At 64.5% G+C, this 17770-nt stretch carries 7 protein-coding genes; 5 read left to right on the top strand and 2 right to left on the bottom strand.

What is annotated here, in order from left to right:
- Positions 1 to 196: 196 nt before the first annotated feature.
- The 3 genes from HNO86_RS14795 (at position 197) to mnmH (ending at position 13097) form a co-directional block, all read left to right on the top strand.
- Entirely contained in the window at positions 197 to 10714 is a 10518-nt protein-coding gene (locus tag HNO86_RS14795) for an autotransporter-associated beta strand repeat-containing protein (RefSeq protein ID WP_175377684.1), read from the top strand.
- A gap of 245 nt (positions 10715 to 10959) precedes the next feature.
- Positions 10960 to 11994: a selenide, water dikinase SelD gene (selD, locus tag HNO86_RS14800; protein ID WP_175377685.1), complete on the top strand. Its 1035-nt coding sequence runs from the start codon at positions 10960 to 10962 to the stop codon at positions 11992 to 11994.
- A complete protein-coding gene (gene mnmH, locus HNO86_RS14805) occupies positions 11994 to 13097 on the top strand; it encodes a tRNA 2-selenouridine(34) synthase MnmH (RefSeq protein ID WP_175377686.1) in 1104 nt (367 codons plus the stop codon). Before selD ends, mnmH begins: the two co-directional genes overlap by 1 nt.
- Before the next feature lie 137 nt (positions 13098 to 13234).
- Here the strand turns inward: mnmH and HNO86_RS14810 are convergent, their stop codons facing one another.
- Entirely contained in the window at positions 13235 to 13909 is a 675-nt protein-coding gene (locus HNO86_RS14810; RefSeq protein WP_175377687.1) for a histidine phosphatase family protein, read from the bottom strand.
- 363 nt (positions 13910 to 14272) lie between these two features.
- On the opposite strand from HNO86_RS14810, the gene HNO86_RS14815 reads away from it, so the two are divergent.
- Both HNO86_RS14815 and hemB read left to right on the top strand, forming a co-directional pair.
- Positions 14273 to 14983: a glutathione binding-like protein gene (locus HNO86_RS14815; protein ID WP_175377688.1), complete on the top strand. Its 711-nt coding sequence runs from the start codon at positions 14273 to 14275 to the stop codon at positions 14981 to 14983.
- 77 nt (positions 14984 to 15060) lie between these two features.
- Complete coding sequence (gene hemB / locus HNO86_RS14820; protein WP_175377689.1) at positions 15061 to 16035, top strand: porphobilinogen synthase; 975 nt, start codon at positions 15061 to 15063, stop codon at positions 16033 to 16035.
- A 96-nt stretch (positions 16036 to 16131) separates the two neighbouring features.
- Here hemB and HNO86_RS14825 read toward each other — a convergent pair whose 3' ends face one another.
- The gene (locus HNO86_RS14825) at positions 16132 to 17667 is read right to left on the bottom strand and encodes an FAD-dependent oxidoreductase (RefSeq protein WP_175377690.1); all 1536 of its coding nucleotides are present in this window, start codon (positions 17665 to 17667) and stop codon (positions 16132 to 16134) included.
- Positions 17668 to 17770 lie beyond the last annotated feature (103 nt).

Consider the following 17770-nt stretch of genomic DNA (forward strand, 5'->3'; position numbering starts at 1 on the left):
TGCTCGGCCCAGAGTCCTCCCTCACGAAAGTATTAGCACCATTTAATGTGTGCCCCATCACAAACCCTCTACTACCGTGTGTCAGGAATGAAACGGTATCCGTGTAGTAGCAGTCTCGAGTCCAGCCGCACCAAGCCACCGTAATTGCTGCACACCCTTCATGGATTGAAGTGGTTTTGCCACGAAAGGAGCTCCTGTGGACGCAAGATTCGGTATTGCCCTGATTTCGCGTTTTTCCCCACTGTCCCTCGCTGTGCAATTGAGTCTCGGGCTTGCTCTCGGTGCGCTCAGTCCACAGGCACTCGCCACCTGTTCCGCCGCCGGCTCGACCATCACCTGCTCCGGCGTACCGACCCTGCCGCTGTTCCTCAATGATTACAGCAGCGCCACCAGTGGCCTGACGGTCAACGTCAATTCGGGCGCGCAGATGAACGCGGCGCTTGGCGGCAGGGTACTGAACCTGACCGGGGTCAACATCAACGTAAACAACTCCGGCACCCTCGACCCGGCGTTGCTGGGGCTGGTCTCGATACTCAGCGGCGGTGCATTCATCGGCACCGGCGCCGCCAGTACGGTCAGCCTGGTCAACAACGCCACCGGCATCATCCGCGGCACCGGCATGTTGCTCGGCCTCAACCTGACCAGCATCGATGGTCTGGCGATTGGCGTGAACAATGCGGCGGCGGGCACCACCACTATCACCAACGACGGCACCATCACTTCCACCGGGCTGTCGGTGGGCGGCATCACCCTGGCCGATACGCCAGTGGTCGGGGTGTATGGCGGTTCGCGAGTCAACATGACCAACAGCGCCACCGGTACCATCAATGGCCGGATCGCGTTCGAGACGTCGGCGGCGGGTAACACCTTCACCAACGCCGGCAACATCACCGGCGGCGTGTCGATGGGGGCGGGCAGCACCAACACCTTCTACGCGATCACAGGTTCCAGCGTTAACCTCGGTGACGGCGTGCAAGTCTCCGTCGGCCTCGGTGGCCTGATCGGCATCAACCTGACCTTCGCACCGACCGGGACCATCGATGGCGGTGCGGCCGGTAACAACACGCTGATCCTGCAAAACCCGCTCGGCCTCGGCGGTGGCACCACCGGGACCGGCACGGCTTCCAGCGCGACCTACGTCAACTTCAACAACCTGACCCTCAACAGCGGCACCTGGACCTTGCAGGGACCCTTGGTCAGCGGTTCGACCACGCTCAATGGCGGTGTCGCGCAGTTCAACGACAACGTGGCATTCGGCAGCGGTGTGCTGACATCCAACGGCGGGATTCTCCAGGCCAGCAACGCCGGGTTGTTGCTGGCCAACCAGATCAACCTGGGCGCGAGCGGCCTGACCCTGCAGGGCATCAATGGCATGACCCTCAACGGGGTGATTTCCGGCAGCGGCGGCCTGACCAAGATCGGCAGCGGCCAGATCAACCTCAACGGCATCAACACCTACACAGGCAACACCGTGCTCAACGGCGGCGTGGTGCAGGTCGGCAACAACCAGGCGTTCAGCACCGGCGGCATCACCGTTGGCGGCTCATCGAGCATCTCGGCGACGGGGCCGATTTCTCTGGGCAACGCGATCACCCTCAACAGCACCCTGACCGCGACCGGCACGGGTGCGTTGACCCTGGGCGGGGTGATCAGCGGCGCCGCCAACCTGACCAAAACCGGCAGCGGCAGCCTGACCCTCAACGGCATCAACACCTACACCGGGATCACCAGCCTCAGCGCCGGCACGCTGCGCGTGGGCAACAACAACGCCCTGGGCACCGGTGTACTCAACACCAGCAACGGCACCAGCCTGGACAGCACCGCCAATGTGACCCTGGCCAACAACGTCGGCATCACCGGTGCGTTGAACGTGCTCGGCAGCAATGCCCTGACCCTGGCCGGCGTCGTGTCCGGCACCGGCGCGATCACCAAGAGCGGTAGCGCCAGCCTGACCCTGACCGGCAGCAACACCAACAGCGGCACTACCGCGCTCAACGCCGGCAGCTTGTTTGTCGGCAGCAACACCGCGCTCGGCACCGGCGCGCTGAATGCTGCGGCCGGCACCACGCTGGATGCGACCACGGCGGTGACACTGGCCAACGCCGTCGCGCTGGCGGGAGGGCTGACCATTGGCGGCACCCAGGCGCTGGGCCTGAGCGGCGTCATCAGCGGTGCCGGCAACCTGATCAAGAGCGGCACCGCGAACCTGACCCTCAGCGGCAACAACACCTTCGCCGGTGGCACCGCGCTGAATGCCGGGACGCTGATCGTCGGCGCCAACACCGCGCTCGGTACCGGTGCGCTGACCACGGCGGCGGGCACCACCCTCGACGCCAGCACCAGCGTGGCGCTGAGTAACGCGGTCGCCCTCGGCGGCAATTTGAACGTCGCCGGCAACGCCAACCTGACCCTGGGCGGCGTGGTCAGCGGCAGCGGCGGGCTGACCAAGAACGGGGCAGCCAACCTGATCCTCAACGGTGCCAACACCTTCCTCGCCGGTACCACCCTGAACGCCGGGACCCTGACCGTGGGCAATGCCACGGCCCTGGGCAGCGGCAATCTGAGTGTCGGCGGTGCCGCGACCCTCGACAGCAACACTTCGGTCAATCTGAACAACAACGTCGCCCTCAACGGCAACCTGAGCATTGGCGGCAGCAACGGTCTGACCCTGGGCGGCGTGCTCAGCGGCGCCAGTCAGTTGATCAAGAACGGCACCGCCAACCTGACCCTCAACGGCGTCAACACCTTCACCGGCGGCACCGCGCTCAACGCCGGCAGCCTGACCGTCGGCAACGGCGCGGCACTCGGCACCGGCACGCTGACCGTGGGCGGCGCGGGCGGCACGCTCAACAGCAGCGCCAACCTGACGTTGAACAATGCGATTGCACTGAACGCCAACCTCACCGCCGGCGGTGCCAACCCGCTGACCCTCGGCGGCGTGATCAGCGGCGCCAGCAACCTGATCAAGACGGGTTCCTCGACCCTGACCCTGACCGGCAACAACACCTACACCGGCGCTACGTCGCTGAATGCCGGGACGCTGGTCGTCGGCTCCAACACCGCCCTTGGCAGCGGCGTGCTCAACGCAGGCAACGGCACCACGCTGGACGCCAACACCGCGACCAGTCTGGCCAACAACGTCAACCTCGGCGGTAACCTGACCATCGGCGGCAGCAACGCACTGACCCTCGCGGGCGTGGTCGCCGGCGTCGGCGGCCTGATCAAGAGTGGCCCGGCGGACCTGATCCTCAACGGCGCCAACACCTACTTCGGCAACACCGCACTCAACGTCGGCAAACTGGTGGTCGGCAGCAACACCGCGCTGGGCAGCGGCGCATTGAACGCAGCGGCGGGCACCACGCTGGATACCAACACCGCCGTGAGCCTGGGCAATCAGGTCAACCTCGCCGGCGCGCTCAACATCGGCGGCAGCGCCGACCTGACCCTCAACGGTACCGTCGCCGGGGCGGGCAGCCTGGTGAAAAACGGCGCGGCCAATCTGAATCTCAATGGCACCAACACCTACGCCGGCGGCACCACCCTGAACGCTGGTACGGTGACCGTCGGCAACAGCTCGGCACTGGGCACCGGTGCCTTGACCGTTGGCGGCGCGGCAACCCTGGACAGCAGCTCGCCGTTGGCCAGCCTGGCGAATGCAGTCGTGCTCAATGCGGCGCTGAGCGTCGGCGGCACACAGAATCTGACACTCGGTGGCGTGGTCAGTGGCGCCGGTCAACTGGTCAAGAACGGCGCAGCCAACCTGACCCTCAACGGCACCAACACCTTCAGCGGTGGCACCACCCTCAACGCCGGCACCCTGACCGTGGGCGCGCCCGGCGCGCTTGGCAGTGGCGACTTGACTGTCGGCGGCGCGGCGACGCTGGACAACAGCAGCGCGTTCACCCTGGGCAACAACATCACCCTCAATGCCGGGCTGACGGTGGCCGGCAACAACGGCCTGACCCTCAGCGGGGTGATCGACGGCGCCGGCAACCTGACCAAAAACGGCCTGGATGACCTGGCTCTCAGCGGCAGCAACACCTTCACCGGCGCACTGAACATTGTCTCCGGCAGCGTGACCACCCTGAGCAGCGGGGCGCTGGGCAATACCTCCGGTGCCAACATCAGCGCCGGCGCCAGTCTCAATCTGGGCAGCAATGCCAGCCTCAGCGGCTTGAGTGGCAGCGGCAGTGTGCAGATCGCCGGCGGCAATACCCTGACCGTGGGCGGGGCAAGCAATACCAGCACCTTCGACGGCGACCTCAGCGGCAACGGCGGCCTGACCAAGGTCGGCACCGGCACCCTGAACCTGACCGGGATCAACGGCATCGTCGGCAACACCACCGTCAACGGCGGCACCCTGAATCTCAGCGGTTCGTTGGCCAGCACGCAGGTCAACGTCAATACGGGCGCGACGGTGACCGGCAGTGGTTCGATGCTCGGTGGTCTGAACATCAACAACGGCGGCCACCTCGCGTTGTCCTCTGGCACCACCTTGTCCGCTGCGTCGCTGACCCTGGCTGCCAACAGCAATATCGATGCAGATCTCGCCACGCCATCGACCTCCTCGCTGATGAACATCGGCGGCAACCTGACCCTCGACGGCAATCTCAACGTCACCGATGCCGGCGGCTTCGGCGTCGGGGTCTACCGCCTGTTCAATTACGTCGGTGCGCTGACCGACAACGGCCTGACCGTGGCCGGTGTGCCGGTCGGTTACGGCCTCGGCGATATCCTCGTGCAGACCCTTGGCAATCAGATCAACCTGGTGGTGTCGGCGCCGAACACTAACCTGCGTTTCTGGGACGGCAGCCAGACAATCCCTAACGGCACTGTGGATGGCGGCAGCGGCACGTGGAATGCCGGCGGCACCAACTGGACCAATTCCAACGGCACGTTGAACCAGACCTGGGCCGGCGACTTCGCGGTGTTCCAGGGCACGGCGGGCACGGTATCGGTCAATGGCACGCAGCTGTTCACCGGGATGCAGTTCCTCACGGATGGCTACAACGTGGTGAACGGCACATCGGGGCTATTGACCGCCGTGAACGGCACCGGCGGCACCACGGCGATGCGGGTCGATCCGGGCGTGACCGCCACGGTCGGCGTGAACATCGACGGCAGCGGCACCCTCAACAAACTCGACAGCGGCACACTGGTACTCAACGGCGCCAACAGCTACACCGGCGGCACTCAACTCGATGGCGGCACCCTGGTGGTCGGCAGCAACACCGCGCTGGGCACCGGCGAGCTGATCGCCAATGCCGGCACGCAACTGGACAGCAACACGGCCGTCACTCTGGATAATGATGCCACGCTCAATGGCAACCTCACTGTGCTCGGCAGCAATGCCCTGACCCTCAACGGGGTGATCGGTGGTACCGGTGGGCTGATCAAGAACGGCGCGGCCAGCCTGACCCTCGGCGGCAACAACGCCTTCCTCGGGCCGGTGGCATTGAACGCGGGCGGGCTGATCCTGGCGTCGAACAGCGCGCTGGGCTCGGCCACCCTGAACGCCGCGAATGGCACCACCCTGGATGCCAGCAGTGCCGTCAGTGCGAGCAATGCCATCAACCTGGCGGGCAACCTCGGCATCGTCGGCAGCAACGACCTGACCTTGAGCGGTGCGATCAACGGCGCCGGCAGCCTGACCAAGAACGGCGCGGCCGACCTGACCCTGAGCGGTGCCAATAACTTCCTCGGTGGCATTACCCTCAATGCCGGCAGCCTGACCGCCGGCAGCAACGGCGCCCTCGGCCTGGGCAACCTGACCGTGGCCGGTGCCGCGTCGCTGGACAGCAACACGTCCGTGTCGCTCGGCAACAACCTGGTGCTCAACGCCAACCTGACCAACACCGGCAGCAGCGACCTGACCCTGGCGGGTGTGCTCAGCGGCACGGGCGGGCTGATCAAGGACGGCGCGTCCAACCTGACCCTCAATGGCATCAATACCTATAGCGGCGGCACCACGCTGAACGGCGGCACCGTGACCCTTGGCACCTCGTCGGGCATGGGCTCCGGCGCGGTCACCGTGGCGGGTGCGTCGACCCTCGACACCAGCGCGCCGCTGGTACTGGCCAACAACCTCAACATCAATGACAACCTGAGCGTGGCCGGCAACAACAACCTGACTTTGGGCGGCGTGATCGCCGGGGCCGGCACCCTGACCAAGAACGGCCTGGCCGACCTGACGCTGAGCGGCAACAACACCTTCAGCGGTACTTTCGACGTGCAGTCCGGCAGCCTCACCACCCTGGGCAACTCGGCACTGGGCAACAACGCCGGGGTCAACCTCGGCAATGCCGCGACCCTCAATCTCGGCGGTTCGGGCAGCCTCGCCAGCCTGACCGGCAGCGGTACGGCGCTGATCGGTGGCGGCAATACCCTGAGCATCGGTGGCAACAACGCCAGCAGCATTTTCGACGGTGTGCTCACCGGAACGGGCGAGCTGAACAAACTCGGCACCGGCACCCTGACCCTGAACGGTCTCAACAGCCTGACCGGCAATACCACCGTCAACGCCGGCACCCTGAGCGTCGACGGTTCGCTGGACAGCGCCAGCGTGCTGGTCAACAGCGGCGCCACCCTGACCGGCGGCGGCACGCTCGGCGGGGCGGTGACGGTGGCGGATGGCGGTCATCTGGCCGGCGCCACCGGCAGCACCCTGTCGGTGAATTCGCTAGTGTTCAACGCCAACTCAAACTTTGATGTCGGCCTCGGCGCGCCGGTCTCCGGCGGCGGCAATGCACTGGTCGACGTCGGCGGCAACCTGACCCTCGACGGCACGCTCAACGTCAGCGACATCGGCGGCTTCGGCAGCGGCGTGTATCGGTTGATCGACTACACCGGTGGCCTGACCGACAACGGCATGCTGATCGGCACCGTGCCGGGCAGCGTCACTGCGGGCGACCTGACCCTGCAAACCGCGCTGGCCAACCAGATCAACCTGCTGGTCACCGCTGCGGGCGTCACCGTGCAGTTCTGGGACGGCAACCAACTGGTCGCCAACGGTTCGGTCGATGGCGGCAGCGGCACCTGGGGCACCGGCACCACCAACTGGACCGACGTCAACGGCACGACCAATCAGGGTTGGAGCAACAGTTTTGCAGTGTTCCAGGGGGCGGCCGGCACCGTCACCGTCAACGGTGCACAAACCCTCAGCGGCATGCAGTTCGTCACCGATGGCTACCAACTGCAAAACGGCACTGGCGGGTCTTTGAATCTGGTCAACGGTTCGCTGGGTAACGCGAGCGTGCGGGTCGACCCGAATGCCACCGCGACCATTGGCGTTGCGCTCAACGGCAGCGGCACGCTGGGCAAATACGACACCGGCACCCTGGTGCTCAACGCGGCCAATGGCTACACCGGCGGTACTGCGCTCAACGGCGGCAAGATTGTGCTCGGCAACAATGCGGCACTGGGCAGCGGTGTACTGACCGCCGCCAACGGCACGGCGCTGGACAGCAACACTGCCGTCAACCTGGCCAACGATGTGCTGCTCAATGGCGCACTCACCGTCGCCGGCTCCAACGCGTTGACCCTGGGCGGCGACATCAGTGGCAGCGGCAGCCTGATCAAGACCGGCGCGGCCAACCTGACCCTCGATGGCAACAACAGCTACAGCGGCGGTACTCAACTCGCCGGCGGCACTCTGACGCTGGGCAACAACAGCGCGATCAGCAGTGGCGTTCTCAGCGTGCTCGGCAATGGCACCCTCGACAGCAGCTCTGCGCTGCAACTGGCCAACGCCATCAATCTGGGAGCGCAACTGACCCTCGCCGGCAACCAGGACACCACCCTGATCGGCGCCATCAGCGGTTCCGGCAGCCTGGTGAAAAACGGCAGCGGCGACCTGTTGCTCAGCGGCGCCAACACCTACAGCGGCGGTACCACGTTGAATGGCGGCAGTACGCGCGGCGACACCAGCAGCCTGCAAGGGGCAATCGTCAACAACGCGGCCCTGACCTTCGAGCAGAACAGCGATGGCAGCTACACCGGCAACCTGACCGGCACCGGCGTCTTGAACAAAACCGGCACCGGCGCGTTGCTGCTGACCGGCAACAACACCTTCACCGGCAACACCGCGGTGCAGGCCGGCACGCTGACCGTCAACGGTGTACTCAACAGCGCCAGCGTCAATGTCGCCAGTGGGGCGAGGATCGGCGGCAGCGGTCAACTCGGCGGCGCCGTGCAACTGGCCAGCGGTGCGACCCTGTTCGGTGGCGGCAGTGCGTCACCGCTGGCGGTCGGTTCCCTGGCGTTGTCCTCGGGCACCCGCCTGGACTTCAGCCTCGGCTCGGCGACCAGTTCCACCACCGTGGTCGATGTCGCCGGCAACCTGACCCTCGACGGCACACTGAACATCAGCAACGCCGGTGGCTTCGGCACCGGGGTCTACCAACTGTTCCGCTACGGCGGCAGCCTGACCGACAACGGTCTGGTCTACGGCAGCCTGCCGGTATCGGCAGCGAACCTGACCCTGCAGACCGCGCTGGCCAACCAGGTCAACCTGCTGGTGCAAAACACCCCGGGCGAGGTGCAGTTCTGGAACGGCGGCAAGACCAATCCTGACGGCACCATCAGCGGTGGCAGCGGCGTCTGGGGCCCGGACACCAACTGGACCGATCCGACCGGCAACCAGGCGCTCGCTTCGAACGGTCAGTTCGCGGTGTTCGGCGGGCAGGGCGGTACGGTGACGGTGCTGGGCAACCAGAACTTCACCGGCCTGCAATTTCTCGACAGCGGTTACAGCCTGGTGCCGGGCGCGGGCGGCAGCCTGACCCCGGTCAACGGCCCGGGCGGCACGCTGGCACCGGTGCGGGTGAATGCCGGCGTATCGACCGAGATCGCCGCACCGCTGGTGGGCAGCGGCGGCATCGAGAAACTCGACTCCGGCACTCTGGTGCTCGGCGGCGCCAATACCTACAGCGGTGGCACCACGGTCAGTGGCGGTACGCTGATCGGTAATACCACCAGCCTGCAGGGCAACATCCTCGACAACGCCTTGCTGGTGTTCCAGCAAAACGCCGATGGCCAGTTCAACGGCACCCTCAGCGGCACCGGAACGCTGGCCAAGCGCGGTAACGGGACGCTGCTGTTGACGGGCAACCAGCCGTTCAGCGGTGCCGTATCGGTAGACCAGGGCCTGTTGCAGGTCGGCAGTCTCGCCGCCCGGGCCTCGCTTGCCGGACAGGTGACCGTGGCCAACGGCGCTGGCCTGTCCGGTAACGGCAGCGTCGGTTCGCTGGTCAACCACGGGCTGGTGAGTTCCGGCGCGCAGGCCGGGATCTTGAGCGTGACCGGTAACCTGACCAACGCAGCCGACGGTCTGCTGGCACTGACCGTCAGCTCGCCAGATGCCACACCACTGGCAGTCGGCGGCAGCGCCACCCTCGGCGGCGGCCTGCAAGTGCGGAGCCTGGCACCGTTGACCGGCAACGCGGTGTATTCGCTGATCACTGCGGGCGGTGGCGTCAATGGCACCTTCAGCGCGACCGATCTGCCAAGCTATGCGTTCTACGACACGTCGCTGCTGTATGGCGCCAATCAGGTGTCCCTGGCGGTGAGCCGCAATGGCAATTCCTTCGTCGATGTCGCCGCCACCGGCAATCAGCGGGCCACGGCGTCGGCGCTGATGCGAAACGGTCCGGCGGGCGATACTTTGCGCGGTGAGATTTTCAACCTGAGCACCGCTGATGCGCGCGCGGCCTTCGACAGCCTGTCCGGGGAAATTCACGCCAGCACCGCCAGCGCGATCCTCGAGGATTCGCGCTACATCCGCGACGCGGTCAACGACCGGATGCGTCAGCCTTCGTGCAGTGGTCCGGATGATCCACGTCGGGCCCTGGCACCCAGCGACAATCAGCTGAGCAGCAACGGTTGCCACGGCGAGATGGTCGGCTGGGCACGAGCCTTGGGTGCATGGGGCGAATCCGATGGCGACAGCAACAGCGCCAGCCTGGATCGCAACCTCAGCGGCTTCATGCTCGGCACCGACAAGCAGCTCGACGACCAATGGCGTGCGGGCATGGCGGCCGGCTACACCCGCAGCGACATCGACGCCCATGACCGGCGCTCGGATGCCACGGTGGAGAGCTATCACCTGGCGGCCTACCTCAACTCGCAGTTCGACGCCCTGGCCGTGCGCCTCGGTGCGGGGTACAGCTGGCATGACATCGAGAGCAAGCGCAACGTCAGCGTCGGCTCCTACAACGACCGCCTGAAAGCTCACTACGATGCCCGCACCGCCCAGGTGTTCGGGGAAGTCGGTTACACCCTGGAAGCGGCGGGCGTGGCGCTGGAGCCTTTCGCCGGGCTGGCCTACGTCAACTACGACAGCGACACCGCCAAGGAGAAAGGCGGGGTAGGGCGGCTCGAAGCCGATGCCGATCAGGACATCACCTTCTCCACCCTCGGCGTGCGGGCCGGCAAGGTCATCACCCTGGACAACGGCGGGCAATTCACCCCGCGGGCGGCGATTGGTTGGCGGCATGCTTTCGGCGACACCAAGCCCGACGCCGACCTGACCTTCATCGACGGCGGTGCTTCCTTTAGCACCCAGGGCGTGCCGATTGCCGAGGACAGTGCTTTGGTGGAAGTGGGTGTGGACTTCCAGATCAGCCCGGCGGCGAAACTGGGCATCGGGTATTCGGGGCAGATCGCGAGCGAGAGCGAGGATCATGCGATGACCATCAGTTTCAGCATGGGGTTCTGACCCCACAACTGTAGGAGCGAGCTTGCTCGCGATGGCGGCGTGTCAGTCGCCATGGATGTTGGGTGTGCCGGCCTCTTCGCGGGCAAGCCCGCTCCCACAGTGATTGGGGTTGGCCACAGATGTTGCGTACACCTGCTGACCCTGTAGGAGCTGCCGAAGGCTGCGATCTTTTGATTTTGCGTTTGTGAATCCCCCAAACACCCTCTGTTAGAATCGGCACCATTGACCCCTCCAAGGTGCCCCTCATGAGCGAACCGATTCGTCTGACCCAGTACAGCCACGGCGCTGGCTGCGGCTGCAAGATTTCCCCTCAGGTGCTGGAAGTGATCCTCGCCGGCAGCGGGGCGCAGAACCTGGACCCGAAACTCTGGGTCGGCAACACCTCCCGTGACGACGCGGCGGTCTATTCGATCGATGAAGAGCGCGGCGTGGTCTCCACCACCGACTTTTTCATGCCGATCGTCGACGATCCCTTCGATTTCGGCCGTATCGCCGCCACCAACGCCATCAGCGACATCTACGCCATGGGCGGCGATCCGCTGATGGCGATTGCGATCCTCGGCTGGCCGGTCAATGTGCTGGCCCCGGAGATCGCTCGCGAAGTGATTCGCGGCGGCCGTTCGGTGTGCGACGAGGCGGGCATTCCCCTGGCCGGCGGCCACTCCATCGATGCCCCGGAGCCGATCTTCGGCCTGGCCGTGACCGGGCTTGTGGAAAAGCGCTACATGAAGCGCAACGACACCGCCACTGCCGGTTGCCTGCTGTACCTGACCAAGCCGCTGGGCATCGGCATCCTCACCACCGCCGAGAAGAAGGGCAAATTGCGCAACGCCGACGTGGGACTGGCTCGCGACTGGATGTGCACCCTGAACAAGCCCGGCAGTCGCTTCGGCAAACTCGCCGGCGTCACCGCGATGACTGACGTCACCGGTTTCGGCCTGCTGGGCCACCTGGTGGAAATGGCCGACGGCAGCCAGCTCACCGCGCGCATCCGCTACGACCAGGTGCCGCGTCTGCCGAGTGTCGAGTACTACCTCGAACAGGGCTGCATCCCCGGCGGCACCCTGCGCAATTTCGACAGCTACGCGAGCAAGCTCGGACGCCTGCAGGAACTGCACAAGCGCGTGTTGTGCGACCCACAGACCAGTGGCGGCCTGCTGATCGCCGTCACTCCCGAAGGCAACGACGAGTTCCTGGCCGTGGCGCGGGACCTGGGGCTGACGCTTGCGCCGATCGGCGAGCTGGTGGAGCGACAGAGCCACGCGGTCGAGGTGGCTTGATGTCTGTCGACTGCACCGATTACCGCGACATCTTCCTCAACGACCGACCGATGATGGACGCCCGCGCGCCCATCGAATTCCTCAAGGGCGCGTTCCCCGGCGTGGTCAACCTGCCGCTGATGAACGATCACGAGCGCCAGCGCGTCGGCACCTGCTACAAGCAGCAGGGCCAGCAGGCGGCCATCGAGCTGGGGCATCAGCTGGTGTCCGGCGCGATCAAGGCTGAGCGCGTGCAGGCCTGGGCGGATTTCGCCCGGGCCCATCCCGACGGTTATCTGTACTGCTTTCGCGGCGGCCTGCGCTCGCAGATCGTCCAGCAGTGGCTCAAGACCGAGGCCGGCATCGACTATCCGCGGGTCGGCGGTGGCTACAAGGCCATGCGCACCTTCCTGCTCGACACCCTGGATCAGGCGGTCGACCAGTGCGATTTCGTGCTGCTGGGCGGCATGACCGGCACCGGCAAGACCGACGTGCTGACCCAGTTGAGCAATGGCGTGGACCTTGAGGGTCACGCCAATCACCGGGGTTCCAGCTTCGGCAAGCGGGCCACCGGCCAACCCTCCAACATCGACTTCGAAAACCGCCTGGCGGTGGACCTGCTGAAGAAGCGTAACCAGGGCATCGAACAGTTCGTGCTCGAAGACGAAAGCCGCGCCATCGGCAGCTGCGCATTGCCGTTGCCGCTGTACCAGGGCATGCAGCAGTTCCCGATGGTCTGGCTCGAAGACAGCCTGCAAGGGCGCGTCGAGCGGATTCTGCGCGACTACGTGGTGGACCTGTGCGCCGAGTTCATCCGGGTGCATGGCGACGAAGGTTTCGCGCTGTTTTCCGAGCGCATGCTGGCGAGCCTGAACAACGTCTACAAACGCCTGGGTGGCGAGCGCCATCGGCGGATGCTGTTGCTGATGGAAGATGCGCTGGCGGAGCAGGGGCGCAGCGGCGCGGTGGACCTGCACCGGGGCTGGATCGAGGGGCTGCTGGTTGAGTATTACGACCCGATGTATGTGTTCCAGCGCGAGAAGAAAGGCGCGCGGATCGAGTTTGCGGGGGAGCGGGGGGCGGTGATTGAGTATTTGCGTGAGAGGTTGAATCAGAAAGGTTGAGGGTGGATTTGCCGGCCTCTTCGCGGGCAAGCCCGCTCCCACAGTTGTTCAGCGTCGTTCACAAAATTTGTGTTCACTGAAGATCCATTGTGGGAGCGGGCTTGCTCGCGAAGAGGCCAGACCAGACACCTCAAATCTTAAGTCGGGCAAGTCTCCCGCCCATTATCCAGCCCCTGCTTGTAGCTCTGGCTCTGCAGGCTGGCCTTGCCGTTGTGCCAGGTCAGGGTGAGGACATACAGCGAATCGTAGTCGCTGGATTCCCAGTCTTCGGTAATCTTCTGCTTCTTGCCCACCGCTTCGCCGGCCACTTTGTTGATCAGCTCAGGCAGATAGCCGTGGGACCAGGCGGTGTAGATCACCGCGTTGTGGTACTTGTCGTGCAGCAGTTCATCGGCCAGGTCGCTGGTGTCGTTGGCCGAGTAGTCGATGTTCACCGGCAGACCGAGCTTGATCGCGCTGGGGCTGATGGTCATCAGCGGGCGGATGTAGCTGTAGGAGTTGTCCAGCTCGCCTTCCTCGACATTGCGGGTCGGGTTGGCGGCGAACACGTAATCGGCCTTGCCGAATTTTTCCGGAAGCAAAGTCGCCAGATCAATGGCGCGGTTCAGGCCCTGGCAATTGAGTTGACCCAGGCCGCCGGCCGGTTTTTCCGCATGGCGCAGGAACACCAGCGTTTGCGTGCCATCGGCGTGCTGGGCGGCGTTGACGCGAGACTCCAGCAACACGAACAACGCGCTGGCCGCCAGCAGGGCGGGCAGGAAAATGTAGGCGCGATGTTTGAAGCGGTTGGCGCGTTTCAGAAAATTCATCATGGAAAAAGTGTTCTTCAGCAAGTTGGTTAAGGCTGACAAACCTCTACACCGCAAATGTCCTGTATCGGGTGTTTTCCATGTCGTGAAACCGGTCCGTTTTCAAAGGGTTAGTGCTCAGAGTCCTCTGAAACCCATTGGTTCGATTCCGGCCGATGAATGCAGCCATTTGTCGGTCACCTTGAACGGGATGTCGCGAAGGTTATCGACAGCATGTTGCGAATTTATGGACAAGGTACAGCGATCGCCGCCCAAGGCCAGTCATCTCTTTCGATCTCCACCATCAGCGAGAATGATGGTTTGATGCGTCGCACAGGTGCCGATCTGCCTTATGATCCTCACTCTCATTTTTCCGTGGATTTGCCCATGACCGATTTGTCTGCATTCCCCATCACCCGGAAATGGCCGGCCAACAATCCGGAGTGGATTCAGCTGTATTCCCTGCCGACCCCCAACGGCGTCAAGGTCTCGATCATGCTCGAAGAGATCGGCCTGCCCTATGAGCCGCACCGCGTGGATTTCGCCAGCAACGATCAGCTGACCCCGGAGTTCATGTCGTTGAGCGTCAACAACAAGATCCCGGCGATCCTCGATCCCCACGGCCCGGGCGACAAGCCGCTGCCGCTGTTCGAGTCCGGCGCGATCCTGATGTACCTGGCCGACAAGAGCGGCCAACTGCTGCCTCAGGACGCCACCTTGCGCTACGAGACCATTCAGTGGCTGATGTTCCAGATGGGCGGGATCGGCCCGATGTTCGGCCAGCTCGGCTTCTTCAACAAATTCGCCGGCAAGGACTATGAAGACAAGCGCCCTCGCGATCGCTACGTCGAAGAGAGCAAGCGCCTGCTGGGCGTGCTGAACAAGCGCCTGGAAGGCCGCGACTGGGTCATGGGCGAGCACTACACCATCGCCGACATCGCCATCTTCCCGTGGGTGCGCAACCTGATCGGCTTCTACGAGGCCGGTGACCTGGTAGGCATCCAGAATTTCCCGAACGTCACCCGCGTGCTGGAGCGCTTCCTGGCGCGTCCGGCGGTCAAGCGTGGGCTGGAAATTCCGAAGCCGATCTCCAATTAACCGCTGAACCCCTGTGGGAGCGAGCAAGCCCGCTCCCATAGGTATTTTTGTTTCTCCCCAGATTCTCAGGAATGCCCATGTCCAGCCAGTTCCCCGAAGCACGCCCACGCCGTCTGCGCCGCAATGCGAGCCTGCGCAGTCTGTTCCAGGAAACCGAGTTCACCCTGAACGACCTGGTCCTGCCGATTTTCGTCGAGGAAGAAATCGACGATTTCGTGCCGATCAAGAGCATGCCCGGGGTGATGCGCATTCCCGAGTCGAAACTGGCCGGCGAGATCGAGCGATATGCCAAGGCCGGGATCAAGTCGGTGATGACCTTTGGCGTGTCCCACCACCTGGACGGCAACGGCAGCGATACCTGGCGGGAGAACGGCCTGGTCTCGCGCATGTCGCGCATTGCCAAGGACGCGGTGCCGGAGATGATCGTGATGTCCGACACCTGCTTCTGCGAGTACACCGACCACGGCCACTGCGGCGTGCTGCACAACCATGAAGTGGATAACGACCAGACCCTGATCAACCTCGGCAAGCAGGCGGTGGCGGCTGCCCGTGCCGGCGCCGATGTGATCGCGCCGTCGGCGGCCATGGACGGACAGGTCCAGGCCATTCGCCGGGCGCTTGATCAGGCCGGTTTCACCCAGACCGCGATCATGGCCTATTCGACCAAATTCGCCTCGGCGCTCTACGGCCCATTCCGCGAAGCCGGCGGCAGCGCGCTCAAGGGCGACCGCAAGAGCTACCAGATGAACCCGATGAACCGCCGCGAAGCGCTGCGTGAATCGCTGCTGGACGAACAGGAAGGCGCCGATGCGCTGATGGTCAAGCCGGCCGGTGCCTACCTGGACATCATCCGCGACATCCGTGAAGCCTCGAACCTGCCGCTGTCGGCGTATCAGGTGAGCGGCGAGTACGCGATGATCAAGTTTGCCGCCCAGGCTGGCGCCATCGACGAGGGCCGCGTGGTACGCGAAAGCCTCGGGGCGATCAAGCGGGCGGGGGCGGATCTGATCTTTACCTACTTTGCGATGGATCTGGCGCTGGCCGGGATCTGACTCAGTCAGTCAAACCGAAAAAAGACCTGCGGCGAGGGGGCTTGCCCCCTCGCCACAATGTCCTCATTGTTTGCCCAATTTCTTGACTGACTGGCATCAGGGACGGCCGAAAAACGGCCGAATGCCTTGCTGGTTGAAATACCGCTCAATCACCTTCGGATCGGAACTGTTATCGGCAATCGCCACATAGGTATCCGGCCGCAACAGGTAAAACCCGTTACGTCCCAGCCCCGCCGCCTCGAACGCCGGACGCCAGTCGAATACGTGCAGCAGCAGATGATGCTCGTTGCACCAGGCGATCATCTCGTCGCTGGTGTCGCCGTACACGTGCACTTTCCAGGTCGGACACTTCAGCGATTCGAAATTGTCGCCCTCGCCATCGTGCGCCCAGGGCAGGCGGTCGCCACCGTGTACATGCCCGGCAACGCCCGCACTCAAGGGCATGCCTCGGTAGTTGAGGGTGATCTGCGACACGGTGCGAAAGAGGAATTCGCGCGTGGTTTCGAACGATGCCATTTTCGGAATCAGCAACGGCGCCAAGCGCGTGCGCAGCAGATCCGCCATGCGCCCTTCCGCGGTGGCGAAGGTGAAGACGCGGTCGGTGGTGGCTACCAGTTTGCGAGCGAAGGCGATGCGCTCGGTTTCGTAGCTGGCGAGCAAACCCGGTTTGGCGCCGCCGCTCAACACGGCGGCGAGTTTCCAGGCCAGGTTGATCGCATCGCCAATCCCGGTGTTCATGCCCTGGCCGCCCGCGGGGCTGTGGACATGGGCGGCGTCGCCCAATAGAAAAGTGCGCCCGGTGCGAAAGTGATCCGCCACCCGATGATGTACGCGGTAGGTCGAGAACCAGTTCAGTTGCTCGATCTTCACCTGCATGTTTTTGATTGCCCGGTCGCTGACGTCTTCGAACTTCAGTGTTTCAGTTTGCCCGGCCCGCTCGTCGCGCACCGTGCCGATCAAACGTACCCGACCCTGGCCATCCATGGGGAATACGGCGAGGAAATCCGCTTCGTCGAGGTCCAGGTGCAGTTCGCCGTTGGCGACGGGCCCACTGGTGCGCACGTCGGCGACATAGAAGATCTGCTGGTAAGTACCACCCGGGAACCCGGTGTCCAGGGTTTTGCGCACGATGGAGCGGGCGCCGTCGCACCCGGCCAGGTAACAGGCCTGGCAGGTTTCCTGTTGGCCGTCGGGCAGCAGCAGGGTCGCGGTGATGCCGTCGCCGATCTCCTCGAACCCCAGCAGCTCGGTATTGCGCTCCACCGTGATGCCGAAGGTTTCCAGGCGCTCGATCAGCAGCCGTTCGTGTGCGTCCTGGGGGAAGACTTGAAGGAATGCGTAGGGCGTCAGGCCCTCGCCGATGCGGGACAGCGGCATGCGCGCCACGGCCTCGCCCTTGACCCAGAAATTGGCGGCTGCCACTCGATGACCCTGTTCGACGATGGCGTCGGCGAGGTCGAGCTGGCGATACAGCTCCAGGGTCCGCGCCTGTACGGCCAGCGCCCGGGAGGTGGTACCGGGGGTCGAGGTCTTGTCGACGATCCGCACGCGAATGCCCAGCTTGCTCAGCCACAACGCCAGCACCAGCCCGGTCGGGCCGGCGCCGACGATCAACACGTCGCTACGGTGCATGAACCTGTCCTCCATACCGTGTGCAGCAAGTATGGTCCAGACGCGCAGGCCAGCCAGACGGGCCGCCGGACGGATCCAATTGAGCCTGCCCCCTTATCCCACA

The sequence above is a fragment of the Pseudomonas sp. C1C7 genome (assembly GCF_013359595.1).
In the GTDB taxonomy this organism is placed as follows: Bacteria; Pseudomonadota; Gammaproteobacteria; order Pseudomonadales; family Pseudomonadaceae; genus Aquipseudomonas.

What these genes read in the sequence shown, in the direction of transcription:
- hemB (WP_175377689.1), top strand. Translation starts at nt 15,061, where the DNA reads ATGTCCAGCCAGTTCCCCGAAGCACGCCCACGCCGTCTGCGCCGCAAT.
- HNO86_RS14810 (WP_175377687.1), bottom strand. Translation starts at nt 13,909, where the DNA reads ATGATGAATTTTCTGAAACGCGCCAACCGCTTCAAACATCGCGCCTAC.
- mnmH (WP_175377686.1), top strand. Translation starts at nt 11,994, where the DNA reads ATGTCTGTCGACTGCACCGATTACCGCGACATCTTCCTCAACGACCGA.
- HNO86_RS14825 (WP_175377690.1), bottom strand. Translation starts at nt 17,667, where the DNA reads ATGCACCGTAGCGACGTGTTGATCGTCGGCGCCGGCCCGACCGGGCTG.
- HNO86_RS14815 (WP_175377688.1), top strand. Translation starts at nt 14,273, where the DNA reads ATGACCGATTTGTCTGCATTCCCCATCACCCGGAAATGGCCGGCCAAC.
- selD (WP_175377685.1), top strand. Translation starts at nt 10,960, where the DNA reads ATGAGCGAACCGATTCGTCTGACCCAGTACAGCCACGGCGCTGGCTGC.